The organism is Mesorhizobium jarvisii, from assembly GCF_003601985.1.
Taxonomy (GTDB): Bacteria; Pseudomonadota; Alphaproteobacteria; order Rhizobiales; family Rhizobiaceae; genus Mesorhizobium; species Mesorhizobium jarvisii.
The window spans coordinates 575,434-601,703 of record NZ_QZXA01000003.1 but is presented as its reverse complement, the minus strand read 5'-3'; the positions used below and the strand labels follow the sequence as shown (position 1 = coordinate 601,703).

Sequence of the window (26,270 nt, the reverse complement as noted above, 5' to 3'; positions counted from 1 at the left end):
TCGACCGGGTAAGCATCAGGTCACGCGACATGGACCCGGGAAGGCGAAGCGAAACGCCCGCATCGCCGACCCGCTCAACGCCGGAAATGGGAGAAGAAGATGCTTAAGACAATCACCAAAACACTGGTCGGCGCGGTCTTCGCCGGAGGACTGCTCGTCCCTCACGCTTTCGCCGAAACGACGCTCAATGCGCTGTTCATGGCGCAGGCCGCCTACAGCGAGGCCGATGTGCGCGCCATGACGGACGCCTTCACCAAGGCCAATCCGGACGTCAAGGTCAATCTCGAATTCGTTCCCTATGAAGGCCTGCACGACAAGACCGTGCTGGCCCAGGGGTCGGGCGGCGGCTACGACGTCGTGCTGTTCGACGTCATCTGGCCGGCCGAATACGCCACCAACAAGGTGCTGGTCGACGTCTCGTCGAAGATCACCGACGACATGAAGAAGGGTGTGCTGCCCGGCGCCTGGACCACGGTCCAGTACGACGGCAAATACTACGGCATGCCGTGGATCCTCGACACCAAATATCTGTTCTACAACAAGGACATCCTGGAGAAGGCCGGCATCAAGACACCGCCGAAGACCTGGGAAGAGCTTGGCGCACAGGCCAAGATCATCCAGGACAAGGGCCTGCTGAAGACGCCGATCGCCTGGAGCTGGTCGCAGGCCGAGGCCGCGATTTGCGACTACACCACGCTGGTCAGCGCCTATGGCGGCGACTTCCTCAAGGACGGCAAGCCGGACTTCCAGAATGGCGGCGGCCTCTCGGCGCTGAAATACATGGTCGACAGCTACAAGTCCGGCCTCACCAACCCGAATTCCAAGGAATTCCTGGAAGAAGACGTGCGCAAGGTCTTTGAAAACGGCGATGCCGCCTTCGCGCTTAACTGGACCTACATGTACAATATGGCCAACGATCCGAAGGACTCGAAGGTGGCGGGCAAGGTCGGCGTCGTGCCGGCACCGGGCGTCACCGGTATCAGCGAGGTGTCGGCCGTCAACGGTTCGATGGGCCTCGGCGTCACCGCGGTCTCGAAGCATCCGGACGAAGCCTGGAAATACATCGAATACATGACCTCGCAGGCGACGCAGAACCAGTATGCCAAGCTGTCGCTGCCGATCTGGGCCTCGTCCTATGACGACCCGGCCGTCACCAAGGGCCAGGAAGAGCTGATCGCCGCCGCCAAGCAGGGTCTTGCCGCCATGTATCCGCGTCCGACCACGCCGAAATACCAGGAACTGTCGACCGCGCTGCAGCAGGCGATCCAGGAATCGCTGCTCGGCCAGTCCTCGCCTGAGGATGCCTTGACCACGGCCGCCAAGAACAGCGGCCTCTAAGCACTTTTCTCCAGTTGCGGGCGGCACTACAGCGCCGCGCGTCCCTTGGACGCGCAAAGGACGCTGTAGCGCTTCTGATCTTGCGCATGATCCTTTCCGGAAGTGGGTTCCGACTTCCGGGGTCATGCGCGAGTGCGGCCCGTGCTATGTCTGAAACCAAGATCGCTAGGGAGAGGTTGCTCCGATGTCGAGCACCTGGATGACGACCCGTGCCTGGTTGCTGATGCTGCCGCTGCTCGTGGTCATGGTCGCCGTCATCGGCTGGCCGCTGGTCGATACGGTCGGTCTTTCCTTCACCGACGCCAAGCTGGTCGGCACCGGCGGCAATTACGTCGGCTTCGACAATTACACCAACATGCTGTCGAGCTCGAATTTTTCGCGCACGCTGGTCACCACGACGCTGTTCGCCGTCATTTCCGTTGCCGCCGAAATGGTGATCGGCGTTCTCGCCGCGTTGCTCCTCAATCAGCAGTTCCACGGTCGCGCCATCCTGCGCGCCTTGATGATCCTGCCCTGGGCATTGCCGACCGTGGTCAACGCCACGCTGTGGCGGCTGATCTACAATCCCGAATATGGCGCGCTGAACGCCGCCTTGACGCAACTCAATCTCATCGACGCCTACCGCTCCTGGCTGGGTGAGCCGGGAACGGCGCTGGTGGCCCTGATCGTCGCCGACTGCTGGAAGAACTTTCCGCTGGTGGCGTTGATCGCGCTCGCCGCCTTGCAGGCGGTGCCGCGCGACATCACCGCCGCCTCGCTTGTCGATGGCGCGGGACCGTTCAACCGCTTCCGCTTCGTCATCCTGCCCTATCTCGCCGGCCCGCTTATGGTGGCGCTGGTGTTGCGCACCATCGAGGCCTTCAAGGTCTTCGACATCATCTGGGTGATGACCCGCGGCGGCCCGGCAAACAGCACGCGCACGCTGTCGATCCTTGTCTACCAGGAGGCTTTCTCCTTCCAGCGCGCCGGCTCCGGCGCGTCGCTGGCGCTGATCGTCACGTTGCTCGTCACCGTGCTCGCCGTCGCCTATGCGGCGCTGGTCAGGAAGACCGCCGGGAGTGCCGCCTGATGGAACGCAGAAGCCCCGCCTTTACCATCTTCATCCATGGCTGCGCGTTGCTGCTCGCCGCCATCATCCTGGCTCCCATCGCCTGGCTGTTCATCATGAGCATTTCGCCGGCCGCCGATCTCGCCGCCAAGCCGCTGCGCTGGTGGCCGCAGGCCGCCGACTTCTCGCGCTACCAGACATTGCTGTCGACAGCCGAAAACAGCGCTGGTGCCGCCTTCACCTCGTCGCTGCGCAACAGCCTGGAGATCGCCGGCATGGCGACGCTGGCCGCACTCGCCCTGGCCATCCCCGCCGGCTGGGCGGTCTCGCGCACGCCGGCGATCGGCTGGTCGCTGTCGATGGTCATCGCCACCTACATGCTGCCGCCGGTGGCGCTCGCCGTGCCGCTCTATATGGGCCTGTCGCATCTCGGCCTGCTCAACAATGTCTTCGGCCTGGCGCTGGTCTATTTGACCATATTGGCGCCCTTCACCACCTGGCTGATGAAATCCGGCTTTGACTCGATCCCGCGCGAGATCGAGGCGGCGGCGATGATCGACGGCGCCGGCTTGTTCCAGACCTTGCGCATCATCACGCTGCCGCTGGCGGCGCCAGTGATGGCGACATCGGCGCTGTTTGCCGTGCTGCTCGCCTGGGACGAATTCTTCTATGCGCTGCTGTTCACCTCCGACCAGCGCGCCAAGACCTTGACCGTCGCCATCGCCGATTTGGCCGGCGGCCGTGTTTCCGACTACGGGCTGATCGCCACCGCCGGCGTGCTGGCCGCTTTGCCGCCGGTGCTGATTGGCCTCGTCATGCAGCGGGCGCTGATCTCGGGCCTGACCAGCGGCGGTGTGAAAGGATGACGATGACTGCAACGAGATCTCGACCGGCCGGACTGGTCGCCATCGACCGCGAAATGGCGCGCCAGCATGCGGATGCGCGTGCTTCGTTCGAGAACAACGCTGCGATGGCGGCAAACGTCGCCGCCTCGACCAGGAAAACCGGCCGGCTGCTGCTGCTCGGCATGGGCGGGTCGCATGCCGTCAGCCGCGCCGTCGAGCCGCTCTATCGCGCGCATGGCATCGATGCGCTGGCGCTGCCGCTCTCGGAACAGCTCGGCCAGCCGGTGCCGCTGGACGGCAAGACGGTGCTCGTCACCTCGCAGTCTGGCGAGAGCGCGGAGGTCGTCAGATGGTTTGCGGAAGCCGGAAGCGTTGCCGATGTTTTCGGCCTGACGCTCGAAGGCGGCTCCTTTCTCGCCCGCGCCGCGCCTTGCCTGGTCGGCGCCGGCGGCACCGAACTGGCCTTCGCCGCGACCCGCAGCCTGACCGTGACCTTCGCCTTGCATCTGGCCATCCTGGCTGCGTTGGGCGAGGACCCGAGTGCCGCTCTTGGCGCACTGGATCAGAAACAGGACAACGACATCACGCAAGCGCTCGCAGCGCTGGAGGAGGTAACGAGCATCGTCACCTCCGGCCGCCGCCTGCAGGGCGTCGCCGAGGCGCTGGCGCTCGGCCTCACCGAACTGTCGCGGCTGCCCTGCTTCTCGCTCGAAGGCGGCCAGTTGCGGCACGGACCGATGGAGATGCTCGGCCCAAAAATCGGCGTCATCCTGTTTCGCGGCAACGATCCGACAGCGGAACTGGTGACGGCGATGGCCCTTTCCGTGGTCGAGGCCGACGCGCCGCTGATCATCTTCGACGCTTCCGGGCAATCGCCAGTCGCGGGCGCCGTCACGCTCTCGTTCAAGCCGGCTTCGGGTCTCGCCGCGATCTTCGCCATGCTGCCGGTGGCACAGCGCCTGATGATCGCCTTCGCCGACAGTCGCGTCGACAATGCCGGTACGCCCGTGCGCTCGACCAAGATCACCAGGAGCGAGTGATGCGTCCGCTCACGGTGATCGGCAATGTCAATGTCGACCTGATTGTCGGCCCGGTCGCGCCATGGCCGAAGGCAGGCACGGAAACCGTCGTCGATCACGACGATCTGCGCGTTGGTGGACAGGCCGGCAACACCGGGCTCGCCTGGCAGGCGTTGGGCATTGATTTCGAGATCGCCGCCAATGTCGGCGACGACCAGTTCGGCCGCTGGCTGCGTGAGGCGTTCGGCACGCGCGCCGACAAATGGCCTGTGCGCCCGGAGAGCACGACGCTTTCGGTCGGCATGACCCATCCCGACGGCGAAAGGACGTTTTTCACCACGCGCGGCCACCTGCCCCGCTTCAGCCTTGCCGACGTATTTTCGGTGCTCGACGGCAAGCGCCTCGCCGGCGGCTATGCGTTGCTGTGCGGCTCCTTCCTCACCGATGACCTCACCCGCGACTACGAAGCGTTCTTCGACTGGGCGAACGGGCACGACATAGCGGTGGCGCTGGACACCGGTTGGCCGATGGAGGGCTGGACCCCAGCGAACTGCCAGGCGGCCCGCACATGGCTCGCGCATTGCGACCTTGCTCTGTTTAACGAGGTGGAGACCGTGACCCTGGCCGGCCTGCCCGATCCGGTCGAGGCCGCGCGGCAAATCCAGTCCAGCATGAAGAAGGGCGCGACCGCCGTCGTCAAGCGCGGCCCCGAAGGGGCGATCGCCATCGGCCCGGGCGGAGCGCTGGTCACGGCGAACGCGCCTGACGTCAAGGTCATCGACACCATCGGCGCCGGCGATGTTTTCAATGCGGCCTTCCTGGCCGCACTGGCGCAGGACCAGACACTGACCGCCTCGCTTGCAGCCGCGACGCAGGTGGCGTCGCGCGCCATATCAACCTTGCCCCGTAACTACGGCGAACCGATGCATCCAAGGAAAGCCACGCATGAGCGCGCTTGAAATCCGCAACGTCCGCAAGAATTACGGCAGCGTCGAAACGCTGAAAGGCATCGACATCGCTCTGCAGAGCGGCGAATTCCTGGTGCTGCTCGGCTCGTCGGGTTGCGGAAAGTCGACGCTTCTCAACATCATCGCCGGCCTCGCCGAAGCGACGAGCGGCGACGTGCTGATCGGCGGCCGCTCGATCCTTGGCGTTCACCCCAAGAACCGCGACATCGCCATGGTCTTCCAGTCCTACGCGCTCTATCCGAACCTGACCGTGCGCCGTAATATCGGCTTCGGGCTGGAAATGCGCGGCGTCGCCGCCGACGAGCGCGAAAAGGCGGTGGCCGAGGCGGCAAGACTGCTGCAGATCGAAGCCCTGCTCGACCGCAAGCCGAGCCAGCTTTCCGGCGGCCAGCGCCAGCGCGTCGCCATCGGCAGGGCACTGGTGCGCAAGCCGCAGGTGTTCCTGTTCGACGAACCCTTGTCCAATCTCGACGCCAAGCTGCGCCTGGAAATGCGCACCGAGCTGAAGCGCCTGCATCAGATGCTGCAGACCACCGTCGTCTACGTCACTCACGACCAGATCGAGGCAATGACGCTGGCGAGCCGCATCGCGGTGATGCGCGACGGCAGGATCGAGCAGCTCGGCACGCCCGAGGAGATCTACAACGAGCCGGCAACGCTCTATGTCGCCGGCTTTGTCGGCGCACCGTCGATGAACATGCTGCAGGCGACGGTTCAAGGGACCACGCTGGCCATCGATGGCGCCAAGGCGAGCCTGCCCTTGCCCGCCCGTTTCCGCGACGCGGTGCAGGACGGAGCGCGGGTTGTGGCCGGCATCAGGCCCGAAGCACTGCGGGTCGCGGCGGATGCGGCCGCGCCGTCAGTGCCGGTGGAAATTGAAGTCGTCGAATTGACCGGTCCCGAACTGGTCACCACCGCACGGATCGGCACACAGCGGCTGACGGCCTGCCTGCCGCCGGCGTCCCGCGTCGCGAAAGGTCAGGCGGCAAGCTTCGCCTTCAGCGAGGACGCGCTGCGGCTCTTCGACCCTGACACCGGCAAGGCTTTTTGAGTCTGACCCGGAAAAACCGGTGCCTGCCGGCTGAAGGCTTTCAGGATTACGTCGCGGGGGCTTGCGCCGCATCGGGCGAACCGGCGATTTCCAGCAAGGACGCCACCAGCAGTTCCCGCTCGTCCTTCGACAGCACGTCGGAATCGAAAAGGTTCATGCTGCGCAGCCCCTCGATGGCGAGGTAACAGACCAGCAGCGATTTGAGGTCTGATGTTTCGCCCTTCAGCCGTTCGAAAAGCTGCCGCTTGAATGTCTTTATCGGCGTCATGAAATCGGGATCCTCGGCGATCGCCGAAAAGATCCACGAGGCCGAGGGGCGCTTTTCCTCGCAATCATCGGCCGACAGCCTGATATAGACGGCGAGCGGATTTTTGCCATCGTCGTTGCTGTTGGCGGTCTCCAGCGCCTGCTCGAAGTCGCGCAGATAGCCTTCGACCAGCCCCTGCATCAATTTGGCCTTGGTCGGAAAATTGTAGAGCAACCCACCCTTCGACACGCCAGCGCGGCTGGCGACGGCATCCAGCGACAGGCTGCCGGGCCCGGATTCCCGGGCAACGTCAGCCGCCGCCGCGAGTATCTTCTCGCGCGAGTTCGGTCGTCGGGCTCTCATGGCGCCTCCCTTCGCAAGCTTAGGCCCAATTGACAAGACCGTCCAGACGGTACAGTAAAGCCGCCACTATTTGAAATCGGGACCCGCAGTCGATATGTGTCCCGATGTCCGCGCTTCGCGCCGGATTTCGACTGAGGGGACTTCCTTGTTCAAGCGCATACTCCGTTTCTTCGTCATCATTCTCGTTCTGGCCGTGCTGGTCGTTGTGGTCGGCGGCATCGTCGGCTTCAACTTCCTGCGCGACAACGGCATCAAGCAGTATTTCGCCACGATGAAGCCGCCGGCTGCGACAGTGTCGACGACCATCGCCAAGCCGTCGAGCTGGACGCCGGGCGTCGAGGCGATCGGTACGGTGCGAGCCGTGCGCGGCGTCGACCTAACGGTCGAGACCACCGGCATCGTCAAGGACATCCTTTTCCATGCCAACCAGAAGGTGGCGGCCAATGCGGTGCTGCTGCAGCTCGACGATGCCGTCGAGCGCGCCGATCTCGACGCGCAGAAGGCGCAGGCCGCCCTCGATCAGGTATCGCTGACCCGCGCCATCGAACTGACCAGGCGTGGCGTCGGCTCCGACTCGACGCTGGACACCGCACGTGCGGCGGCTTCGGCTTCGGCGTCCCAGGTCACCAAGCTGCAGGCCGTGCTCGACCAGAAGCAGCTGACGGCGCCTTTCGGCGGCACGGTCGGTATTCCGAAGATCGATATCGGCCAGTATATGGCGCCCGGCACCGCCGTGGTGACACTGCAGGATCTCGACACGATGCGGGTCGATTTCTCTGTACCCGAACAGCAGCTCCCGCTGCTCAAGATCGGCCAGACGGTTCGGCTGGGCTTGAGCGGCGGGGACATGCCGTTTGCCGGCGAAATCCGCGGCATCGACCCCAAGATCGACCCGTCCAGCCGGCTGGTGAACATCCGGGCGGAAGTCGCCAATCCCGACGGCAAGCTGACCCCTGGCCAGTTCGTTCAGGTGCGTGTCGAACTGCCCGAGGAGCAGAACGTGCTGTCGCTGCCGCAGACGGCACTGACCACCAGCCTCTATGGCGACTATATCTTCGTGGTGCAGCCGGCCAAGCCCGCCGGCTCCGCCCCGGCGCAGCCCGCCAAGCCGGAAGAAAAGCCGGCCGCGGCGGCCACCGACAAGTCGGCGGATGCCAAGCCGGCGGACACGATGAAACCGGCTGCCGATGCCATGAAGCCGGCGGCTGATGCCATGAAGCCTGCCGCCGACGCTGCAAAGCCGGCTGACAAAGCCGCTCCCGACGCCGCCAAACCGGCTGCCGACCCGGCCAAGCCGGCGGCGGAGGGCGACAAGCCCGCGCTGGTGCTGTCTCAGGTCTTCGTCAAGCCCGGCCGCCGCAATCAGGGCATGGTCGAGATCGTCGAAGGGCTGAAGGCCGGCGACGAGGTCGTCACGGCAGGTCAGAACCGCCTCTTCAACGGCATGTCCGTCAATGTCGACAACACCATCGACCCGACCAAATCGGCGAACAAGCAGGCCGACCAGCAATGAGCTTTTCCGATCTCTTCATTCGCCGGCCCGTCCTGTCGACGGTCCTTGCCTGCATGATCCTGCTCCTGGGTTTCCAGGGCATCTTCAACCTGTCGATCCGCCAGTATCCGAAGGTGGACGAAACCGCGATCACGATTACGACGGCCTATCCGGGCGCCAGCGCCGACCTGATCCAGGGCTTCATTTCCGCCCCGATCGCGCGCGCCGTCGCCTCGACCGAGAACATCGACTACGTCACTTCGTCCAGCCGTCCGTCCTCCAGCACCGTGACGGTGCAGATGAAGCTCGGCTCCAACCCCGACGTGGCGCTGACCGAAGTGCTGTCCAAGGTCCAGGGCGTGCGCGGCACCTTGCCGGACGCTTCCAAGGACCCTGTCATCGTCAAGGGCACCGGCCAGCAGTTCGCGATGATGTACATCTCGATGCAGAATCCGAACATGACGAAGGAGCAGCTGACGGAGTATATCGAGCGCGTCATCCGGCCCCGCATGTCGACGGTCGAAGGTGTCGCCGACGTCCAGATCTTCGGCGCCCAGCAATATTCGATGCGCGTCTGGATCGACCCTGTCCGGCTTGCCGCACGCGGTGTAACGGCGGCGGAAGTGCTGACGGCGATCAACAATTCCAACTTCCTGTCGGCGCCCGGCAACACCCAGAACGAATATGTCGTTTCGTCGATCACCGTGCGCTCGACGCTGCAGACGCCGGAAGCCTTCGCCGAACTGCCCCTGCGCTCGACCGACGGCAATGTGGTGCGGCTGCGCGACGTGGCCCGCGTCGAACTCGGCGCTGAAAATACCGACACCAGGGTCTCGTTCAACGGCAAGCCCGGCACCTTCCTCGCCATCTTCCCAACCCCTGCAGCCAACCCGCTGACCACCGCGGCAGCGCTCACCAAGCTTGTGCCGCAGATCCAGGAAACGCTGCCGAAAGGCATGACGATCGAGGTCGTCTACGACGCGACCGGGCAGATCAGCGCCTCGATCGAGGAGGTGTTCAAGACCATCGGCGAGGCTGTTGCCATCGTCGTCGTGGTCATCCTTCTGTTCCTCGGCTCGTTCCGTTCGGTGATGATGCCGATCATCACCATTCCGTTGTCGCTGATCGGCGTCTGCTTCCTGTTGTTTGCGGTCGGCTATTCGATCAACCTTCTGTCGCTGCTGGCCATGGTGCTGGCGATCGGTCTTGTCGTCGACGATGCCATCGTGGTGGTGGAGAACATCCACCGCCACATGGAAGAAGACCACATGACGCCGATGCAGGCGGCGTTCAGCGGCATGCGCGAGATCGCCTCGGCCATCGTCGCCATGACCATGACGCTGGCCGCCGTGTTCGCGCCGCTGGCCTTCACCGGCGGCCTGACCGGCGCGCTGTTCCGCGAGTTCGCGGTGACGCTCGCCGGCTCGGTGGTGCTGTCGGGCGTCATCGCCGTCACCATCACCCCGATGATGTCGGCGCGTCTCTTGAAGGCCGGCACGCCGGGCCGTTTCCAGCGCATTGTCGACGGCATTTTCGCGCGGGTCGAGCACGTCTATGAGCGTGCCGTCACCGGTTCGCTGAACTATCGTCCTTTGACGTTGATCATCGTGCTCGCGCTCGTCGGCGTGACCGGCTTCATGTTCACCAAGACCTCGAGCGAGCTGGCGCCCGAAGAGGATCAGGGCTTCCTGCTCTCGCTCGTGACCGCGCCGACCTATGCGACATCGGATTACACCGAAACCTATGTGAACCAGATGCTCGGACTGGTGAGGGATATTCCCGAAACGCGGGCGCAGTTCTCGGCGGTCGCCTTCGGTGGCACGACAAACAGCGCCTTTGTCGGCTTTGCCTTCAAGGATTGGGCGGAGCGCAAGCGCAATTCGAAGGAACTGCAGGCCGACATCACGGCTCGTATCGCGAAGGTGGCGGGCGTGCAGGCCTTCGTCTTCGCACCGCCGACGCTGCCGGGCTCCGGTGGCGGCCTGCCGATCGCCCTGGTCGTGCGCTCGACCGGCGATTCCGCGGAAGTGTACAAGGCCGCTGAGCAGATCAAGAACAAGGCACAGGCCTCCGGCCGTTTCATCGTCGTGCAGAACTCGATGTCTTACGATTCGCCGCAGGTGACGGTCACCATCGACCGCGACCGAGCCGCCGCGCTGAACCTGCCGATCGCCGATATCGGCCGGACGCTGACGCTGCTGGTCGGCGGTGCCGAAGTGGCGCAGTTCGACCGCGACTCCAACAGCTATGACATCATCCCCCAGGTGCCGCAGCAATTCCGCGACAACCCCGAAAAGCTCGGCGAATATTTCGTGCGCAGCGCAACGGGCGAGATGGTGCCGCTGTCGGCGGTGGTGAATATCTCCAACAATGCCTCGCCGGCGGCGATCGAACAGTTCAACCAGCTGAATTCGTCGACTATCTCGGCGCTGCCCCTGCCCGGCGTCACCACGGGCGACGGTTTGAAGGTCCTCGAGGACATTGCCAGGGAGAGCCTGCCCGACACCTTCTTCATCGACTATTCCGGCCAGTCCCGGCAGGAGAAGGAACAGGGCAACACCATCCTGATCGCTTTCGCAGCAGCCGTCATCGTCATCTACCTGGTGCTGGCGGCGCAGTTTGAAAGCTTCCGCGATCCGCTCATCATCATGATGGCGGTGCCGCTGTCGATCTTCGGCGCGATCGTGCCGCTCAATCTCGGTCTCGGCACGCTCAACATCTACACGCAGGTGGGTCTGATTACGCTGATCGGCCTGATCACCAAGCACGGCATCCTGCTGGTCGAATTCGCCAACCAGCAGCGCGAGGCGCATGGCCTGCGGCGGCGCGACGCCATCATCGCCTCGGCCAAAGTGCGCCTGCGGCCGATCCTGATGACGACGGCGGCTATGGCGCTAGGCGTCGTACCGCTGATCACGTCGAGCGGCGCCGGTGCTGCTGCCCGCTATTCGATGGGCCTGGTCATCTTCACCGGCATCCTGGTCGGCACCATGTTCACGCTCTTCGTCGTGCCGATGTTCTACACCTTCATCGCCAGCAAGGACCTGCCGCATCTTGCTGAAAAGCCGGATCCGAGGCTGATGCCAGCATTGCCGGACTGATAGAAGCCGAAGAACAAAAAAGAGGCCGGAAAAATCCGGCCTCTTTTTTTGGCTGCGCTCAATACCGCCGGAATGGTCGGGCAGGAGTCCTGAACAGGCGCGGCAGTCCGCCGGCCTGCCCACAGCCTGCTACTTGACGATGACGATGCTGGTGTTGGCCGGCCCGAAGGTCTCGACCAGCTGATAGAAATCGGCCGCATTGTCCGGGTGCAGCCGCACGCAGCCATGCGAGGCCGGCTGGCCGAGGCGCTTGATGGCATAGGTGGCATGCACCGCGTAGCCGCCGCTGAAGAACACCGAATGCGGCATAGGCGCGTTGTCGTACTTCTTCGAGTACCACATCTCATGCATGCGCGTCGGCTTGAACGAGCCGGTCGGCGTCACATGCGTCCGGTCACCGGTGGAAACCTTCCAGGCGAAAGTCGGCCGGCCATCGACCGAGACCTCCATGATCTGCTGCGAAAGCGAGACCCGCGCTACGATCTTGTTGGCGGCATGGGCTGCGTTGGCGCCGAACAGAAGTGCTGCACCCGTGAGCGCGGCGGCGGTGATGTTGATGAGCTTGGCGGAAATGGTGGTGTGCATGATGTCCCCTCTCTCTGCCGGTCAGGCCGGCTCCAATTCGATGAGCGGGTTATCGTTGCGGCATGTTTCGGCGAGATTTCGCGAAATGCTCGTTTGTGTTTCGAATCTGTTTCCTCTGGTTAACAGGCCAAGCGGCCATAGCGACGACGATCGCATCCCGACGACGGCGGCGATGTGCAGCACATAGGTATTCCCCGCAAAACGAAAGTTCGAATTGCCTCTATATGAAAGATCGATGGGCAATCTCGAAACCAATCGGCAACAAAGCGCGGCTTCGGGCGGCATGATCCGGATACGGGCTGACCGCAAGGTTGACGTAACGAAAGCAGACGGCAACGACCATGGGAACGAAAACGAACACGCGATCCTGGCTCTTCAGGATCAGCATCGCAGCAGCAGTCATAGGCGGTGTCGGCACGGTTGCCGGCGGCTCCGAGGCAAGGCTGGCGGCGATGAGTTCGAGCGAGATTTCTACCCTGCACGTCGCCCTGTTTTCCGCCTCGGTCTGGATTGTTTCCAGCCTGCGCATCACCCGACTCAAGGCCCTCTGGCGGGTTGGCCTTCGGTTGCTGGCATTGCGCGGCCCCTCCGGCAACTTGCTGCCGCGAGGACCGAAGGCCCGCGCCGCAGCGGGGGGCTCCGTGAGCGGCGCGGGCACTTCGGGAGTTTCCTGAAGCGACCCGCGACATACTCATTTTTGAAGAATTGGCATTTCTGGGGAGTTGGAACGATGAAGACGAAATTCGCCGCCTCTGTGCTTTCCGCACTGCTCTATGCGCAGGGCCTGCTTGGCTTTGCCGCCCTGGCCACCGTGCTCCTCAAGGAGCGGGCCCACGCAAACGGACTCGTCGTGAGCAGCGACATGCCATCGGGTCCGTCGCTGCTGGTGGTGCGCTGAACCGCGGGAGCATCGGCAGGAGGAAAATCCGATGCTCAGCCAGAAAGATAGCCCGCGTACGCTGCCCTCAGTCGGTGAATTGCTGCGGCGGATCGAACCGGTAGCCCGCGCCACGTATGGTGGTGATGGTCTCTGTGTCGAGCTTGCGGCGCAGCCGCACGATGCGCGAATCGATCGAACGATCGAAGGCGTCGGCATTCTCGGCCGGTGCCGCGGCGATGATGTCGTCACGCGTCAGCACCTTGCGGGGGCTCGCCAGGAACAGCCTGAGCAGCGCCACCTGGCCGGGCGAAAGCTGTTCCTCCGTACCGGACCGGTGCATGACGATGGCCGATCTCAGATCGACGGTCGCGTTCTCCAGCACGATCAGTTCCTGCGTGCCCCTGCCACGACGCGACAGCAGGCCGCCGACCCTGGCTGCAAGCTCCCTGACATTAAGCGGGCTTTCGACGACGTCGGCCGCACCCAGTTCGAGCGCCAGCACCTTGTCGACGAGATCGGACGGCCGGCAGATAAGGATGAAATCGGGTCCGTCCCGGCCGCCCTCGCCTTGGCCGCCATAACGCCTGAGCAGATCCCGCCCTTCCGCCTGGCTGAGACTGTCACCGACGACAACGACATCGATGCCTCCGCCCGCCAGCAGCGATTCCGCCTCCCAGGGCTGTCGCGCCTGCCGCACATCATGGCCACGCCGGTCGAGATGGTCGGCAAGTTCGGTCGCGACCACGTCGGCGACGGAAACAAGCGCAATAACCGCTCGTGCAGCCATGTTTTTCAACCGTTCCCTTGCAACCGGATATGAGTGCTGGACATGATGTTTATACCCAATCTACTTTCCACTGAAAGTGGGAGCGAGAGCATCGTGCGGGCAAGAATAGTGATCGTCGAGGACGAGCCCGACCTGAGGGACGCGGTTGCCGAGTATCTCGGCGCCGCCGGCTATGATGTGGCGACCGCTGAAACCGCAGCCGCCGCGCGCAGCCTGATCGAGACCCAAGCCTTTCATCTGGCCATTCTCGACATCGCCATGCCCGGCGAGGATGGGCTGTCGCTCGGCCGCTGGCTGCGCTCGAGAATGCCGATCGGCATCATCTACGCCACCGCCGCCGGCACGGCGCTCGACCGCATCGTCGGGCTGGAGCTCGGCGCCGACGACTATATCGTCAAGCCATACGAACTGCGCGAAGTGCTGGCGAGGGTGCGCAGCGTGCTGCGCCGCGTTCCGCAGCCGACGGAACTGCTCGACAGGAAGACCAGGACGGACCGCCGTTCCGTCGCCTTCGGCCCGTTCCAGGCCGATCTTGACGGCAGGCTGGTCACCGGCGCCAATGGCACAGTGATCGACATGGCCAAGAGCGAATTCGATGTGCTGGAGGTTTTCCTGACCCGCGCCAACCGGCTGCTGACCCGCGCCGCGATCTCGGAGGCAATCGGCTTCACCGAGGATCCGGAATCATCGCGCGCCGTCGACATTCGCATCATGCGCCTGCGCAAGAAGATCGAGGCGGATCCGGCCAACCCGAAATTTCTGCGCACGGTGCGCGGCGAAGGCTATATCTTCTCGCTGCCGACCGGCGACAGCAACTGAGCGCCAGGCCCACAGGGTCTCAGGTTCACAGCCGTTGCTCGCCGATCGAATTGGGCCGATCGGATTGGCATACTTTAGAACAACGGCTGAAAATGACGGGCGAAGCAACAAGCAGGGATATGCAGGGTTTCAGGCAGGGCGCTGCGATGGCGGCCGTGCGCGTCGTTCGCCGGCTGCGCGAGGCCGGCGACTGGCAGCGCGAGATGGACGGCATACTGGAAACCCTTTGCCGGGCCATCGAATGCCAGCGCGGCATCCTGTTCCGCTTGCGCGAACTGCCGGGCCAGGGTTTTGCCCAGTCGGTTGCCGCCTACTGGATCGACCCCGACTTTGGCGGAGAACTGGCCTCGCCGACCGTGATCATGCAGTCGATCGTCAATTCGGACCCCCTGCTGGAGCGCGTCGCCGAGGACGAACGGCAGGGCAAGATCTTTGCCGGGCACACGCGCAATCTCGAAGGGTTCCTGAGAACCGATTTCGAAAAGCAGAACATCAAGTCGTTCCTGTCGGTGTCGGTCTTCGCCCATGGCCATCTGTGGGGCACGCTCGCCGTCAATGACTGCGTCGACGAGCGCGAGTGGACCGACGAGGAGGAGGCGACGCTGCACATCATCGCGCTCGCCATCGGCGACGCCATCGAGCACTCGCCCTCCGACGCCCATGCCAGCGAAGTGATCCGCCGCACCATGCTGCAGGCTTCGCTCGACGCCATCATCGTCATCGACGAGGCGGGCTCGATCATCGAATTCAATCCTGCCGCCGAAAAGATGTTCGGCTTCCAGCGCAGCGACATCCTCGGCAAGGACCTGCTCGACACCGTCGTGCCGGAATACTACCGCAAGGGCTATTCCTCGGGTGCCGACTACATGTCGGGCCGCGGCGCGCCGATGGTCGGCCAGCGGCTCGAGACCGTGACGCAGAATGCCGCCGGCGAGGTGTTTCCTATCGAGCTGACGGCGACCGAGATGCGCGTCGCCGACCGCCGCCTGATCTTCGGCTCGATCCGCGACCTGCGCGACAGGCTGCGTGCCGAGGAAGAGATCAACCGGCAGCGCGAGAAGCTGCACCAGAACGAGAAGATGGCGGCGATGGGCTCGCTGCTTGCCGGTGTTTCGCACGAGCTCAACAATCCACTGGCGGTGGTGGTCGCGCAATCGACGCTGTTGCACGAATTCGCCTCCGACCCGCAGACCAAGGTTCGTGCCGAGAAGGTGCGTGCCGCCGCCGAGCGCTGCGGCCGCATCGTCAAGAGCTTCCTGTCGATGGTCCGGCTGCATCCCGCGGCCCAGGCCGAGACCGATCTCAACCAGGTGATCCGCGCCGCTCTCGAGGTGACCGCCTATGGCGCACGCTCGAGCGGCATCATCATCGACACCGATTTCGCGCCTGGTCCGCTGCTGGCCATGGCGGACGCCGACCACGTGACGCAAGTGGCGGCCAATTTCCTCATCAACAGCCAGCACGCACTGGCCGGCATTGCCGGCGACCGGCTGATCAAGGTCCGCACCTTCCGCAGCGATCGCGACAATCCCTGCTTCTCGGTCGAGGACAACGGGCCCGGCATTCCCGAAGCGATCCGCAACCGCATCTTCGAATCCTACTTCACCACCAAGCCGGTCGGTGTTGGCACCGGCATCGGCTTGTCGATCTCGAAATCGATCATCGAGCGGCACAATGGCAGTGTCTGGTTCGAGGAAGTGCAGCCTCGAGGCGCGCGTTTCGTTGTCCAGTTGCCGGCCATTTCGGCGGGCATCGCCGCAGCCGGCGAGAGCCAGCCACGCTCAAGCGGCCTGCGTCATGCCTTGATCATCGACGACGAGCCTGATGTCGCGGGCTCCTTGTCCGACATTCTCGAATTGATGGGCATCAAGTCGCGCATCGCGCCGGTCTGGGAATCGGGTGCCGCCACCTTGAGCGGCCACATGCCGCCCGACATCGTCTTTTCGGACCTGCGCATGCCCGGCACATCTGGCATGGCCATCTACCGCGAACTGCTTGCCGAGCGGCCCGAACTGGCACGGCGTTTCGTGCTGGTCACCGGCGATCTGATCGGCGCCAAGGCGGAAATCGAAGCCTTGCCGGCGCAGCAGCGGCCGCAGATCCTGGAAAAGCCGTTCAGCACGCTGGACGTGCGCAGCGTGCTTTCATCCATCGCCGAGCAGGCCGCGTTGAAAGGCTAAAAAAGAAGCTCCCGGCCGACTGTGCGGCGGGAGCTGAATGGAGCGCTGGAGGAGCGCTCGGGGAGGTCAGAGCAGGATCCCGAAAGGGAACGGTTCCGGGATCACGCTTCGACGGAAATCAGAAAATGTTTGGCGTGTTGGTCAGCGGCGCGGCATTGGCGATCATGCGGATCGCGCGGGCCTTGTGCGTCCCGGACTGTTCGGCGATGGCGCGCAGGCAATCGACGCTCTCGGCACCCCATGCCTGCCCCTTGCAGGCGAAGTCGAGCGTCGGCATCGGCAGCCGAGCGGTCTTGATTGTCGTCGGCGCCCCGTCGACCACATTGGCCGGCGGATTCAGCGAGGCGAAGGCCGGCCCGACCGTCGGCGTGAGCGCCATGCCGATGACGGCGCAAGCAGCCAGCCCCATGAACATGGCCATGGGGTGGTCGCTGGCGCATTGGCGTAGCGCCAGTTTCGGGCGGCGATCAACGCGTTCTGGAGCCTGGAGGCGGTGTTCGCTGGTGACGATCTCGATTTTCGCATGCATTGCCTTCCCCTTCGCTGCGTTTCTTTTTGATGATGAAACGAACTTAACCGCACTTTGTAACAGCACAAAATTGGCGTAGCTCTGGCAATGTAACGGAATTGAAACAGCAGTTTCGGGCAAAACCGGGCAAAATCGGTCATTCCGCCTCACACTTAGCGAGCAAGGTAATCCCAGGTCGGCTCCCGCCAGGCAGTCCCAACCCAGGCGCCTGCCGCACAGCGATGGGCCAGAGCGCGGCGAACGTTTTTGCCACCGGCAAGGCGACCTGTTCTGCAGCCCGTGCGCTTTGCGAAGTCACGCTGAAATGGCATTTCGGAAACCGGGGCTAACACCCGGATTCTCCGCGATTTTCTCGCGCAGCAGCCGCATCGAATTCAGCGGAGGACGACGCCTGGACTTTGGCAAGAAATATTTCGGGTTTTCGCAAACCATTGCATTTCAATGCAAAATATGATTTTATTGAATGATTATTCAACAAAAAGAAGAGACGTTTTATGAACCCGCACCTCCGTGACGTGGCGATCCCCAACGATTGGGACCGGCGGGGACTACCGGGCTGGAGTTACCATTCCGATGCCCTTCTCGAGCTCGAGAAGGAGCATGTTTTCCGCAATCATTGGCAGATCGTCGGCCATGTCTGCGACATCCCGAACGCCGGCGACTATCTGACCATGGATGTGGTCGGCGAACGCGCCTTGATCGTGCGCGGCAAGGACGGCGTCGTGCGCGGCTTCAACAATATGTGTCGCCACCGCGGCAGCCGTGTTGTCGCCGACAGCCAGGGCAATTGCAAGAACGCGCTGGTGTGCCCATTCCATGGCTGGGTCTACAATCTCGACGGCACGCTACGCGGCGCCGCGCGCCCGCGCTCCTTCCCCGATCTCGACAAGACCGAGTTCGGCCTGATGCAGCTCGACCTCGAAGTCTGGATGGGTTTTATCTTCATCCGCTTCCGCAATGGCGGACCGCAGCCTTCGGTCGCTGAGCTGATGAAGCCGATCGAGCCCGAATTCGCGCATTACAAGGCCGCCGGCATGGTGCCGTCCTGGGGCATCTGGACCCAGAAGACGCCGGTCAACTGGAAGTCGGTGCGCGATGTCGACAATGAGGGCTATCACGTCGCCATGGCCCACCCTGCCCTGCAGGATCTTTATGGCGCGACCTATTTCGACGAGCCCTTCATCAATGGCGTGTCGCGCTCCTTCGCCACCTACAATCCGCATGCCGGCCGCCGCTGGAGCGTCAAGAACTACGTCAAGATCGCGCCGGAGCCGGCGCATCTGCCGGACTATCTGAAGAAGGCCTGGGTCTATTACGGCATCTTCCCCAACGCGGTCATTTCGGTGATGCCGGAATCCGTGCAGTTCTATCAGGAGTTTCCGCTGTCGACGGGCGAGACCCTGCTGCGCGGCGCCATCTACCGCTACCGCGACGAAAGCCGCGAGCAGGCCGCCGCCCGCTACCTCTCCTTCCGCATCGACCGCGACACCATGTCGGAGGATGTCCAGCTGTCGGTGTGGTCGAACGAATCCATGCTGTCCGAAGCCTTCGAGGGCTTTTATCTCTCCGACCTCGAATATGGCGTGCGCACGCACCACGATCATCTGCGCAAGATGCTGCCGGTGCTGGGCTTGGAGACGGCGCCGGAGGAGAAGGACATGTGGAATTTGAACGACGCGCTGAGGTCGCGGTCGTAGCTCCCTTCTCCCCGTGGAACGGGGAGAAGGGATAATTTTACCCCCGCCACACGCCTTCTTTCCTCAGATCATCCATGGTCCGCGAAATGCCCTCGCGCAAGATGCCGACCATGTCGTCGATCTGTTCGCGCGTGATGATCAGCGGCGGCGACATTACGCACATGTTGATCAGCGGCCGCACCAGCAGGCCGAGCTCATGGCAGTGGGCGTCGATGCGTTTGCCGACATCCTTGTCGAGCTGCAGCGGGTCCTTGCTTTCGCGGTCGGCGACGCATTCGACGCAGCCCATCAGTCCGGCGCCGCGCACCTCGCCGACCAGCGGCAGCTCTTCCAGCGTCTTCAGCTGCGCCTGGAAATAGGGCGCGACGGCGCGCGTGTGCGAAAGCACGCTCTCTTCCAGCAGGTCGAGGTTTTTCAACGCCACGGCACAGCCGACGGGGTGGCTGGTATAGGTCAGGCCATGGCCGAACATCGCGTCGGGATGGTTCGAACGGCGCAACTCCTGCAGCAGCCGTTCCGAGATGATGACGCCGCCGAGCGGGAAATAGCCCGAGGTGACGCCCTTGGCGAAGGTGATCATGTCGGGATCGATGCCGAACACGTCGCCCGAGGCGAAGACATGGCCAAGCCGGCCGAAGCCCGTCACCACCTCGTCGGAGACATAGAGGATATCGTTGTCGCGGCAGATCTCGCGGATGCGCTTGAGATAGCCGTCCGGCGGGATCACGACACCCCCCGATGCCTGCACGGGCTCGCCGACAAACGCGCCGATCTTGTCGGCGCCGACACGGGCGACAGTGTCGCGGAACTGATCGACGAGGAAGTCGGTGAAGGCGGCAAGGCTCATGCCTTGCGGGCGGCGGAACGGATCGGGCGAGGACAGTTTGATCACCAGCTCGTCGGCGCCGTCCATCCAGTCGCGGTCGCGCGGGCGGCCATTGAGCGAGGCCGACAGATAGGTCGAGCCATGATAGGCGCCGCCGCGCGACAGGATCAGCTTCTTTTCCGGCTGGCCCCGCACATTGTTGTAGAACTGCATGAAGCGCAGCGCCGTCTCCACGGCCGACGAGCCGCCGGTCGTGTAGAAGACATGGCTTAGATCATCAGGCGCATGGCCAGCGATGCGCATGGCAAGTTCGGCCGACGGCGCGTTCATCGTGTACCAGGGCGTGTTGTAGGACAGCGCCATCGCCTGCTCGTACATCACCCTGGCCAGTTCCTCGCGGCGGTGGCCGACATTGACGCACCACATGCCGGCAGGCCCGTCGATCAGCCGCTTGCCGGTGCTGTCGGTGATGTAGATGCCGTCGCCCTCGCCGATCAGCGCGCGGGCTTCCGCACCGACGGAACCGGCATAAGGCCAGGGCTGGATGAGATGGCGCTTGCCCAGTTCAATGGCATCGTCGCCACCGGACGCCGCCATTTCGGTCGCCTTCAGGTCCCTCACTGCAGCCATTGTCGTCTCCACATCTCTGTCGATTTTTTCTTGAGCTTCAAACTCGGCGGCAAAGGCCGGAAATGGCGGCTTTCTTCACCTAATTTTGAATGTCCGTTCAATCAATATCTCAGAAATAGCGCTTGATTTCAATCCACGGATGCGCGCATGATGAAAGAAAGCCGGCAAGCTAGGAACGCGACCAGCAAAAGTGGTCACCGGTTTTGTTTTCGATCGCGTTCCAAGGATAAGTGGGAACAAACAGCCGGCGTCAGCACAATGGGATGCCGCATGGCGGAACAGTCCAGGCCAGCAACCGAGATCACGCCCGGAGCCCTGCTCCCCGGAGTCTGGCCGCCCGGAGTCTGGCAATGACGGCGGCTGTGGAAGGGTCGCCCCCGTTGCGCATGACGCGGGCCAGACGAAATGCCCTTCTGCAATCCGAACCCGTCCAGGGCTTTGCCCTGATCAGCCCGACCTTTCTCTACGCCCTCATCCTGTTGGTCCTGCCGATCCTGGTGGTCATCGCCCACTCCTTCTGGACGCAGCACTACCTGACCATCGACCGCACCTTCACGCTGGAAAACTACCGCGTGGCGCTGACCGAGCCGATCTACCGCGATCTGTTGTGGCGCTCGCTCTACATCTCGCTGACGGTCAGCCTGTTCACCGTCATCCTCGCCTACCCGATCGCCTATTTCATTTCCTTCCATGGCGGCCGCCACAAGAGCCTGTGGCTGTTCCTCATCACCATTCCGTTCTGGACCAGCTATCTCTTGCGCGTGATGTCGTGGAAGGTCATCCTCGGCTACAATGGCGTCTTGAATTCCGGCCTGATGGGCCTCGGCATCATCGACGAGCCGTCGACGGCGCTACTCTACAATTCGAGCGCCGTCATCATCACCCTCACCCACGCCTGGGCGGCCTTCGCCATCCTGCCGATCTTCGTCTCGCTGGAAAAAGTCGACCGCACGCTGGTCGAGGCAGCCACCGATCTCGGCGATGGTCCCTTGCGTTCATTCCTGCGCGTGACATTGCCGCTGTCGGCGCCGGGCGTCATCTCGGCGGCGCTGATCGTCATGATCCCGACCGTCGGCGACTATGTCACGCCGAAGCTGGTCGGCGGCAAGGACGGCGTCATGATCGCCAACGCCATCCAGGCGCAGTTCGGCAAGGCCGCCAACTGGCCGCTTGGGGCCGCCCTTTCCGTCACCACCATGCTGATCGTCACCCTGATGGCCGGCGCCACGGTGCTGATCATCCGCGCACTGCAGAGGCTGGCACGATGAGGGCGCGGGGCTTCCTGTCAGGCGGCTGGCTGTCCGTCTATGCGTTCCTCTATATCGTCTTCCTTTACCTGCCCGTCATCTTCCTGCCGATCTTCTCGATCAACACGGCGCCGACGCCGAAATTCCCGCTCACCGGCTTCACGCTGCAATGGTATGCGGACCTGCCGCACACACCGGCCCTGCTCGATGCCGCCTGGAACAGCCTGAAAGTCGGCGTCTGCGCCTCGGTTCTGGCCACCGTGCTCGGCATCCTCGCCGCCCGTTCGATCACCCGCTACCGCTATCCCGGGCGCCGCGCCATCAACGGCCTGATCATGGCGCCTCTGGTGCTGCCCGAGGTGATCGTCGCCATCTCGATGCTGCTGGTCATGCTGCAACTAGGCCTCAGCCTCTCCCTGTTCACCGTCGTGCTCGGCCATGTGCTGGTCTGCATTCCCTATTCGATGACGGTGCTGACCTCCGGATTCGAAGGTTTCGACCGCAGCCTGGAGGAAGCCTCCGCCGATCTCGGCGAAAGCGCCTTCGGCACCTTCCGCCGCGTGACGCTGCCGATGGTGGCGCCGGCCATCATCTCCAGCCTGCTCGTCTGCTTCACCATCTCGCTCGACGAGTTCATCATAGCCTTCTTCCTGACCGGCACCGAAGCGACGCTGCCGATCTACATCTGGGGCCAGTTGCGCTTCGCCTCCAAACTGCCCGGCGTGCTGGCGCTGGGCACGCTGCTTCTGGTTGCCTCCTTCCTGTTGATGACAATAGCCGAAATCCTGCGCCGCCGCGCGGCCAGACGCACCCGGAACGAGGGAGGCCTCTATGCCTGAACAGCCGCAGATCGAGCGCCCTCAATCCGATCGGGCCCAGTCTGACCGAGCCCAATCTGACCGAGCCATGATCGAGATCCGCAACGTCACCCGCAGCTATGGATCGTTCAAGGCGCTGGACGACGCGTCCCTGACCATAAGGGAGGGCGAATTCTTTTCGCTGCTCGGCCCGTCCGGCTGCGGCAAGACCACGCTTTTGCGCATGATCGCCGGCTTCGACAACCCAACCAGCGGATCGATCGCGGTCGGCGGCCAGCCGATGGAAGGCATCCCTGCCAACCGCCGGCCGACCAACATGGTGTTCCAGAGCTACGCGATCTTCCCGCACCTCAATGTCGAGCAGAACGTCGCCTATGGGCTGAAGCGGCTGAAGCTGCAGGGTGGCGAGGAGAAACGCCGCGTCGAGGAGGCGCTGGCGCAGGTCTCTCTGACCGGGCTCGGCAAGCGGCTGGCGACAGAACTGTCCGGCGGCCAGCGCCAGCGTGTGGCGCTCGCCCGCGCGCTGGTCATGCGGCCCAAGGTGCTGCTGCTCGACGAACCGCTGTCGGCGCTCGACAAGAAATTGCGCGAGCAGATGCAGGTCGAGTTGCGCCGCCTGCAGCAGGCCGTCGGCATCACCTTCGTGCTGGTCACCCATGACCAGTATGAGGCGCTCGCAATGTCCGACCGCATCGCGGTGATGTTCGGCGGTAGGATCGCGCAGGTCGCCTCGCCCAAGGAGATCTACCAGCGCCCGGTCAACCGCCAGGTCGCCGACTTCCTCGGCGGCATGAACTTCGTCAAGGCCGAGATCGTCGAGGAGAACGGCGCTTCGCTGATCGTCGACACTCTGGGATTCGGCCGAGTGAAAACCGACAAGCCGAAGGCCTTCGTGCGCAATGGCGGCGCGGCCACGCTGGGAATCCGCCCCGAGCGTCTGCGCGTGCTGTGGGACAATGCGACGGCTAAATTCGAGGTTGCCGGCAAGGTGGTCGAACGCCACTATTTCGGCGAAATCACCCATCTGATCGTCGAGATACCGGGGCTGGAAAAGCCGCTGTCGGTGACCGAGACCAACGATTTCGGCGCCGACGACATTCCCGTCGGCACCCCGATCCGCCTTGCCTACGATCCCGAGGCGCTGGTGGCGATGGGGGATTGAAGCTGCGCCAAGATCTTGCGCGCCGCGATACGCCCGGCGACGATCGCGCCCTCGACATAGCCGGGGAATGACGGCGACAGTTCCGAAGCGGCGAAATGCACCGGCGGCGCGCCCGAAAGAATCGTTCGCTCGGCATCCCTCGCCGTCACGTCGACGATGAGGTCGCTATAGGCGCCGCCGCTCCAGCGATCCCCTATCCAGTCGCGTGAGCTGAAATCGACGGCATCGCCGGCATCCGGCCCGAGGGCCTTCTGCAATCGGGTGACCACTTCCACCCGCAGCGCCGCCTCGTCCAGCGCACGCCAGGCGAGCGCCAGCGGCCCGCCGACGAAGACGACGAGCGCGGCATGCTCCGCGTCCCTGCTGGCGTCGCAGGCAAACAGCCCCGGCAGATCGCGCCACATCACCATGCCGCTCAAACCCTGCTCGCGCCAGAATGGCTTGGGATAGCGCACCAGGATCTTGATCACCGCGCCGCTCTCCCAGACGCCAAGCGCCTTCGCGAGTGTCGCCGGCAGGGCCGGCGCGAAAACGAGCTTCGCGGCCGTCGCCGGCGGCAGGGCGACCAGCACCTGACGCGCTTGGATCACGCCATTGCCCGTGACGACACGAACGCCTTGCGACCCGTGCTCGACACGCGTGACCGGTTCGCCAAGCCGCACCCGGTCGCCGAGGTCGCCAGCCAGATCCTCGGCCAGCGATTGCATGGTCTCGCGCAGGGAATACTGCAGCTCGGGCACCTCGTTGGTGATGCGCCGGTCATTGTCGATCAGGTGCCAGAGCGGCACCTTGTCCATTGGCAGGCACCACAGGCCTTCGATCATCGAGCGGAAAGCCGTCTTGGCATCGATGGGATCATGCTGTTGTTCCAGCCAGCCCGCGACACTCATGCCGGCAATCGACGGGTCGTCCGGCTCGATGCCGTTCATGCGCTCGCGGATCGCCATCGCGCCGTAATAGGTCTGCTTGGCGTCCTTGGGCTGCATCGACGGATGTGTGGTGAAGTCGCCCTCGACATAGGTTTCGACGAATGTCTTGTCGCGCGCCTTCGCCAGCGCCATCACTTCCGGCATGTCCTCGCACAGGAATTGGCCGCCGCTGTCGATGCGCTCGCCAAGTCCATTCCGAACGGCCTCCACCCGTCCGCCGACACGATCGCGCGCCTCGATCAGCACGAAATCGATGCCAGCCTGCTTCAGCTCAAGCGCCGCCGACAGGCCGGTGAAGCCGGCACCGACGATGACGACGTCGGTTCTTTCCAGTTCGTCCGTCAATAGCCGGCCTTGATCTTCTCGAATTCGTCGACCATGCGCTTCTTCAGTTCGGGCGCGATCGGCTGCTGGAACAGGGTCTTGTCGAGGAACTTGCCGATATCGTCGAAACCGCGCTCGGCCAGCACCTTGTGGTCGATCGCAGCCATGCCGGCGCTGTTGCCATGGCCGTAGCCGAATGTCGTGACCATGTATTTCGAAATGTCGGGCGCATTGACCGCGTTCAGGAAATCATAGGCCTGGTCAAGCTTGCCCGGCGCGTCCTTCATCAGCACGTAGCCGCACACCCAGGTGGACATGCCTTCCTTGGTGTCACGGTTCATGGCGATGGGAACACCTTGCCCGCTCATCGCGATCAGTGTCTGGCCCCAACCCCAGGCAAGGTCGACCTCATTGCCGGAAAAAGCCTGGTCGATATCGCTCGAGTCGGTCCAGTAGAGACGCACGTTCTTGTGCACCTGGCGCAGGAAATCGGACGCCTCCTTGAACTGCGCGTCGGTCATCTTGGTCCAGTCTTTCAGGCCGATGACCAGGCTCGCCAGCGCGTAGGCATCGTCGACATTGTCGCCGATGGTGACGCGACCCTTGAATTTCGGATCGGCCAGGATCCGCAGCGACTGCGCCTCATCGGCCGTTACATTGTCGGTGCGGTAGAGCAGTGCCGTGTTGCCCCAGTCGAACGGCATGAACCAGGCCTTGCCGTCGGGCGTGGTGGCGAGGTTCTTCATCGCCATGATGCCGGGATTGAGGTCTTTCCAGCCCGTGATCTTTGACGTGTCGAGCGGCTGCAGCAGGCCCGCGTCGCGCCACTTCGCCACGCTTTGCGAACAAGGATGCGCGATATCGGTCTTGAAGCCCGCCCGCATCTTCTCGAAGGCTTCGTCCTCGTCGCCGAAGAAGGCGAAGGTCGGCTCGGCGCCGTGTTTGGCGGTATAGGCGGGATGCAGCAGCGGGTCCTCGTAACCGGACCAGTCGAACACCACGAGATCGCCGCCGCCTTCCGCCCAGGCATAGGCCGCGCCGGCGCCGATCGCGCAGGCGGCGGCAAGCGCCAGGCGGCGTAGCATTGGCGTCATGGCGAAATTCCCCCGTTGAAGATTTCGCGCGAGGTTAAGAGAATTCGTGAGATTTGGCGAGCCTGCCAACGTCAGCGCCGCCCCTCATTGTCCTGCCGGACATCTCTCCCCGTACAGTGACGGGGAGAAAGGGGCTGACGGCAGCCTCGGTGCTATTCCTGCAACGCTGGAGATTGGCGAAACCATCGATGAGAGCGCCCCTCTCCCAGTCACTATACGGGGAGCGGATGCCGGCAGGCAGGTGAGGGGCGGCGCAAACGTCTCAAATGATGGGAAAATCGAGGTCTGCGC

The 26,270-nt window shown here is 63.7% G+C and carries 23 protein-coding genes; 15 read left to right on the top strand and 8 right to left on the bottom strand.

Translation table 11 applies throughout. From position 1 onward, the window contains the following. The first annotated feature begins 99 nt into the window (after nucleotides 1-99). From D3242_RS10590 to D3242_RS10565, 6 genes are all read left to right on the top strand, one after another. On the top strand, nucleotides 100-1,338 hold the full coding sequence (locus D3242_RS10590) for an extracellular solute-binding protein (protein WP_027047462.1): 1,239 nt from the start codon (nucleotides 100-102) through the stop codon (nucleotides 1,336-1,338). A 184-nt stretch (nucleotides 1,339-1,522) separates the two neighbouring features. Continuing rightward, nucleotides 1,523-2,407, top strand: coding sequence for a carbohydrate ABC transporter permease (locus tag D3242_RS10585; RefSeq protein WP_019861543.1), 885 nt, complete (start codon nucleotides 1,523-1,525; stop codon nucleotides 2,405-2,407). After that, entirely contained in the window at nucleotides 2,407-3,252 is an 846-nt protein-coding gene (locus D3242_RS10580) for a carbohydrate ABC transporter permease (protein WP_064981058.1), read from the top strand. The genes D3242_RS10585 and D3242_RS10580 overlap by 1 nt, the downstream gene beginning before the upstream one ends. Beyond that, nucleotides 3,249-4,271 (top strand): SIS domain-containing protein, encoded by a 1,023-nt coding sequence (locus tag D3242_RS10575; protein ID WP_081295886.1) that lies wholly within the window; start codon nucleotides 3,249-3,251, stop codon nucleotides 4,269-4,271. Before D3242_RS10580 ends, D3242_RS10575 begins: the two co-directional genes overlap by 4 nt. Next, nucleotides 4,271-5,209: a PfkB family carbohydrate kinase gene (locus D3242_RS10570; protein WP_064981061.1), complete on the top strand. Its 939-nt coding sequence runs from the start codon at nucleotides 4,271-4,273 to the stop codon at nucleotides 5,207-5,209. Before D3242_RS10575 ends, D3242_RS10570 begins: the two co-directional genes overlap by 1 nt. Continuing rightward, on the top strand, nucleotides 5,196-6,269 hold the full coding sequence (locus tag D3242_RS10565) for an ABC transporter ATP-binding protein (RefSeq protein WP_064981063.1): 1,074 nt from the start codon (nucleotides 5,196-5,198) through the stop codon (nucleotides 6,267-6,269). The genes D3242_RS10570 and D3242_RS10565 overlap by 14 nt, the downstream gene beginning before the upstream one ends. Nucleotides 6,270-6,315: 46 nt before the next feature. On the opposite strand, the gene D3242_RS10560 is transcribed toward D3242_RS10565, so the two are convergent. After that, on the bottom strand, nucleotides 6,316-6,879 hold the full coding sequence (locus D3242_RS10560; RefSeq protein WP_038650055.1) for a TetR/AcrR family transcriptional regulator: 564 nt from the start codon (nucleotides 6,877-6,879) through the stop codon (nucleotides 6,316-6,318). Nucleotides 6,880-7,024: 145 nt separating this feature from the next. Here D3242_RS10560 and D3242_RS10555 point away from each other — a divergent pair, with 145 nt between their 5' ends. Together D3242_RS10555 and D3242_RS10550 are read left to right on the top strand one after the other, a co-directional pair. After that, complete coding sequence (locus tag D3242_RS10555) at nucleotides 7,025-8,392, top strand: efflux RND transporter periplasmic adaptor subunit (protein WP_064981065.1); 1,368 nt, start codon at nucleotides 7,025-7,027, stop codon at nucleotides 8,390-8,392. Beyond that, nucleotides 8,389-11,472 carry an efflux RND transporter permease subunit gene (locus D3242_RS10550; RefSeq protein WP_019861552.1) on the top strand — a complete coding sequence of 1,028 codons (3,084 nt, stop codon included), beginning with the start codon at nucleotides 8,389-8,391 and terminating at the stop codon, nucleotides 11,470-11,472. Before D3242_RS10555 ends, D3242_RS10550 begins: the two co-directional genes overlap by 4 nt. A gap of 129 nt (nucleotides 11,473-11,601) precedes the next feature. On the opposite strand, the gene D3242_RS10545 is transcribed toward D3242_RS10550, so the two are convergent. Beyond that, nucleotides 11,602-12,057, bottom strand: coding sequence for a L,D-transpeptidase (locus tag D3242_RS10545; protein ID WP_038650058.1), 456 nt, complete (start codon nucleotides 12,055-12,057; stop codon nucleotides 11,602-11,604). Between the two features lie 220 nt (nucleotides 12,058-12,277). Continuing rightward, entirely contained in the window at nucleotides 12,278-12,586 is a 309-nt protein-coding gene (locus D3242_RS33470) for a hypothetical protein (RefSeq protein WP_027047464.1), read from the bottom strand. Between the two features lie 201 nt (nucleotides 12,587-12,787). Here D3242_RS33470 and D3242_RS10535 point away from each other — a divergent pair, with 201 nt between their 5' ends. Next, on the top strand, nucleotides 12,788-12,955 hold the full coding sequence (locus D3242_RS10535) for a hypothetical protein (protein WP_019861555.1): 168 nt from the start codon (nucleotides 12,788-12,790) through the stop codon (nucleotides 12,953-12,955). A 67-nt stretch (nucleotides 12,956-13,022) separates the two neighbouring features. Here the strand turns inward: D3242_RS10535 and D3242_RS10530 are convergent, their stop codons facing one another. Beyond that, on the bottom strand, nucleotides 13,023-13,724 hold the full coding sequence (locus D3242_RS10530; RefSeq protein WP_019861556.1) for a response regulator transcription factor: 702 nt from the start codon (nucleotides 13,722-13,724) through the stop codon (nucleotides 13,023-13,025). A 45-nt stretch (nucleotides 13,725-13,769) separates the two neighbouring features. Between D3242_RS10530 and D3242_RS10525 the strand changes: the two genes are divergently transcribed. Together D3242_RS10525 and D3242_RS10520 are read left to right on the top strand one after the other, a co-directional pair. Beyond that, on the top strand, nucleotides 13,770-14,543 hold the full coding sequence (locus tag D3242_RS10525) for a response regulator (RefSeq protein ID WP_171880411.1): 774 nt from the start codon (nucleotides 13,770-13,772) through the stop codon (nucleotides 14,541-14,543). A gap of 92 nt (nucleotides 14,544-14,635) precedes the next feature. Continuing rightward, a complete protein-coding gene (locus D3242_RS10520) occupies nucleotides 14,636-16,723 on the top strand; it encodes an ATP-binding protein (RefSeq protein ID WP_020629058.1) in 2,088 nt (695 codons plus the stop codon). A 118-nt stretch (nucleotides 16,724-16,841) separates the two neighbouring features. Here the strand turns inward: D3242_RS10520 and D3242_RS10515 are convergent, their stop codons facing one another. Then, the gene (locus tag D3242_RS10515; RefSeq protein ID WP_019861559.1) at nucleotides 16,842-17,252 is read right to left on the bottom strand and encodes a hypothetical protein; all 411 of its coding nucleotides are present in this window, start codon (nucleotides 17,250-17,252) and stop codon (nucleotides 16,842-16,844) included. 494 nt (nucleotides 17,253-17,746) lie between these two features. Between D3242_RS10515 and D3242_RS10510 the strand changes: the two genes are divergently transcribed. Further along, nucleotides 17,747-18,949 (top strand): aromatic ring-hydroxylating oxygenase subunit alpha, encoded by a 1,203-nt coding sequence (locus D3242_RS10510; protein ID WP_038650064.1) that lies wholly within the window; start codon nucleotides 17,747-17,749, stop codon nucleotides 18,947-18,949. A 37-nt stretch (nucleotides 18,950-18,986) separates the two neighbouring features. Here the strand turns inward: D3242_RS10510 and D3242_RS10505 are convergent, their stop codons facing one another. After that, the gene (locus D3242_RS10505; protein WP_064981067.1) at nucleotides 18,987-20,405 is read right to left on the bottom strand and encodes an aminotransferase; all 1,419 of its coding nucleotides are present in this window, start codon (nucleotides 20,403-20,405) and stop codon (nucleotides 18,987-18,989) included. 350 nt (nucleotides 20,406-20,755) lie between these two features. Between D3242_RS10505 and D3242_RS10500 the strand changes: the two genes are divergently transcribed. The 3 genes from D3242_RS10500 to D3242_RS10490 all read left to right on the top strand — a co-directional run bounded on the left by D3242_RS10500 (nucleotide 20,756) and on the right by D3242_RS10490 (nucleotide 23,632). Then, nucleotides 20,756-21,673 (top strand): ABC transporter permease, encoded by a 918-nt coding sequence (locus D3242_RS10500; RefSeq protein WP_032931941.1) that lies wholly within the window; start codon nucleotides 20,756-20,758, stop codon nucleotides 21,671-21,673. Further along, on the top strand, nucleotides 21,670-22,491 hold the full coding sequence (locus tag D3242_RS10495) for an ABC transporter permease (RefSeq protein WP_038650069.1): 822 nt from the start codon (nucleotides 21,670-21,672) through the stop codon (nucleotides 22,489-22,491). Before D3242_RS10500 ends, D3242_RS10495 begins: the two co-directional genes overlap by 4 nt. Nucleotides 22,492-22,558: 67 nt before the next feature. Then, complete coding sequence (locus D3242_RS10490) at nucleotides 22,559-23,632, top strand: ABC transporter ATP-binding protein (protein ID WP_019861565.1); 1,074 nt, start codon at nucleotides 22,559-22,561, stop codon at nucleotides 23,630-23,632. Here D3242_RS10490 and D3242_RS10485 read toward each other — a convergent pair. Next, complete coding sequence (locus D3242_RS10485) at nucleotides 23,596-24,906, bottom strand: flavin monoamine oxidase family protein (RefSeq protein WP_064981069.1); 1,311 nt, start codon at nucleotides 24,904-24,906, stop codon at nucleotides 23,596-23,598. The two genes, D3242_RS10490 and D3242_RS10485, sit on opposite strands and share 37 nt — an antisense overlap. Beyond that, nucleotides 24,903-25,979, bottom strand: coding sequence for an extracellular solute-binding protein (locus tag D3242_RS10480; RefSeq protein WP_064981070.1), 1,077 nt, complete (start codon nucleotides 25,977-25,979; stop codon nucleotides 24,903-24,905). Before D3242_RS10480 ends, D3242_RS10485 begins: the two co-directional genes overlap by 4 nt. Nucleotides 25,980-26,270: the final 291 nt, after the last annotated feature.

Coding starts and splice junctions, on each gene's coding strand:
- D3242_RS10590 (WP_027047462.1), top strand. CDS start 100: ATGCTTAAGACAATCACCAAAACACTGGTCGGCGCGGTCTTCGCCGGA.
- D3242_RS10585 (WP_019861543.1), top strand. CDS start 1,523: ATGTCGAGCACCTGGATGACGACCCGTGCCTGGTTGCTGATGCTGCCG.
- D3242_RS10580 (WP_064981058.1), top strand. CDS start 2,407: ATGGAACGCAGAAGCCCCGCCTTTACCATCTTCATCCATGGCTGCGCG.
- D3242_RS10575 (WP_081295886.1), top strand. CDS start 3,249: ATGACGATGACTGCAACGAGATCTCGACCGGCCGGACTGGTCGCCATC.
- D3242_RS10570 (WP_064981061.1), top strand. CDS start 4,271: ATGCGTCCGCTCACGGTGATCGGCAATGTCAATGTCGACCTGATTGTC.
- D3242_RS10565 (WP_064981063.1), top strand. CDS start 5,196: ATGAGCGCGCTTGAAATCCGCAACGTCCGCAAGAATTACGGCAGCGTC.
- D3242_RS10560 (WP_038650055.1), bottom strand. CDS start 6,879: ATGAGAGCCCGACGACCGAACTCGCGCGAGAAGATACTCGCGGCGGCG.
- D3242_RS10550 (WP_019861552.1), top strand. CDS start 8,389: ATGAGCTTTTCCGATCTCTTCATTCGCCGGCCCGTCCTGTCGACGGTC.
- D3242_RS10545 (WP_038650058.1), bottom strand. CDS start 12,057: ATGCACACCACCATTTCCGCCAAGCTCATCAACATCACCGCCGCCGCG.
- D3242_RS33470 (WP_027047464.1), bottom strand. CDS start 12,586: ATGCGCAGGCTGGAAACAATCCAGACCGAGGCGGAAAACAGGGCGACG.
- D3242_RS10535 (WP_019861555.1), top strand. CDS start 12,788: ATGAAGACGAAATTCGCCGCCTCTGTGCTTTCCGCACTGCTCTATGCG.
- D3242_RS10530 (WP_019861556.1), bottom strand. CDS start 13,724: ATGGCTGCACGAGCGGTTATTGCGCTTGTTTCCGTCGCCGACGTGGTC.
- D3242_RS10525 (WP_171880411.1), top strand. CDS start 13,770: ATGTTTATACCCAATCTACTTTCCACTGAAAGTGGGAGCGAGAGCATC.
- D3242_RS10520 (WP_020629058.1), top strand. CDS start 14,636: ATGACGGGCGAAGCAACAAGCAGGGATATGCAGGGTTTCAGGCAGGGC.
- D3242_RS10515 (WP_019861559.1), bottom strand. CDS start 17,252: ATGCATGCGAAAATCGAGATCGTCACCAGCGAACACCGCCTCCAGGCT.
- D3242_RS10510 (WP_038650064.1), top strand. CDS start 17,747: ATGAACCCGCACCTCCGTGACGTGGCGATCCCCAACGATTGGGACCGG.
- D3242_RS10505 (WP_064981067.1), bottom strand. CDS start 20,405: ATGGCTGCAGTGAGGGACCTGAAGGCGACCGAAATGGCGGCGTCCGGT.
- D3242_RS10500 (WP_032931941.1), top strand. CDS start 20,756: ATGACGGCGGCTGTGGAAGGGTCGCCCCCGTTGCGCATGACGCGGGCC.
- D3242_RS10495 (WP_038650069.1), top strand. CDS start 21,670: ATGAGGGCGCGGGGCTTCCTGTCAGGCGGCTGGCTGTCCGTCTATGCG.
- D3242_RS10490 (WP_019861565.1), top strand. CDS start 22,559: ATGATCGAGATCCGCAACGTCACCCGCAGCTATGGATCGTTCAAGGCG.
- D3242_RS10480 (WP_064981070.1), bottom strand. CDS start 25,979: ATGACGCCAATGCTACGCCGCCTGGCGCTTGCCGCCGCCTGCGCGATC.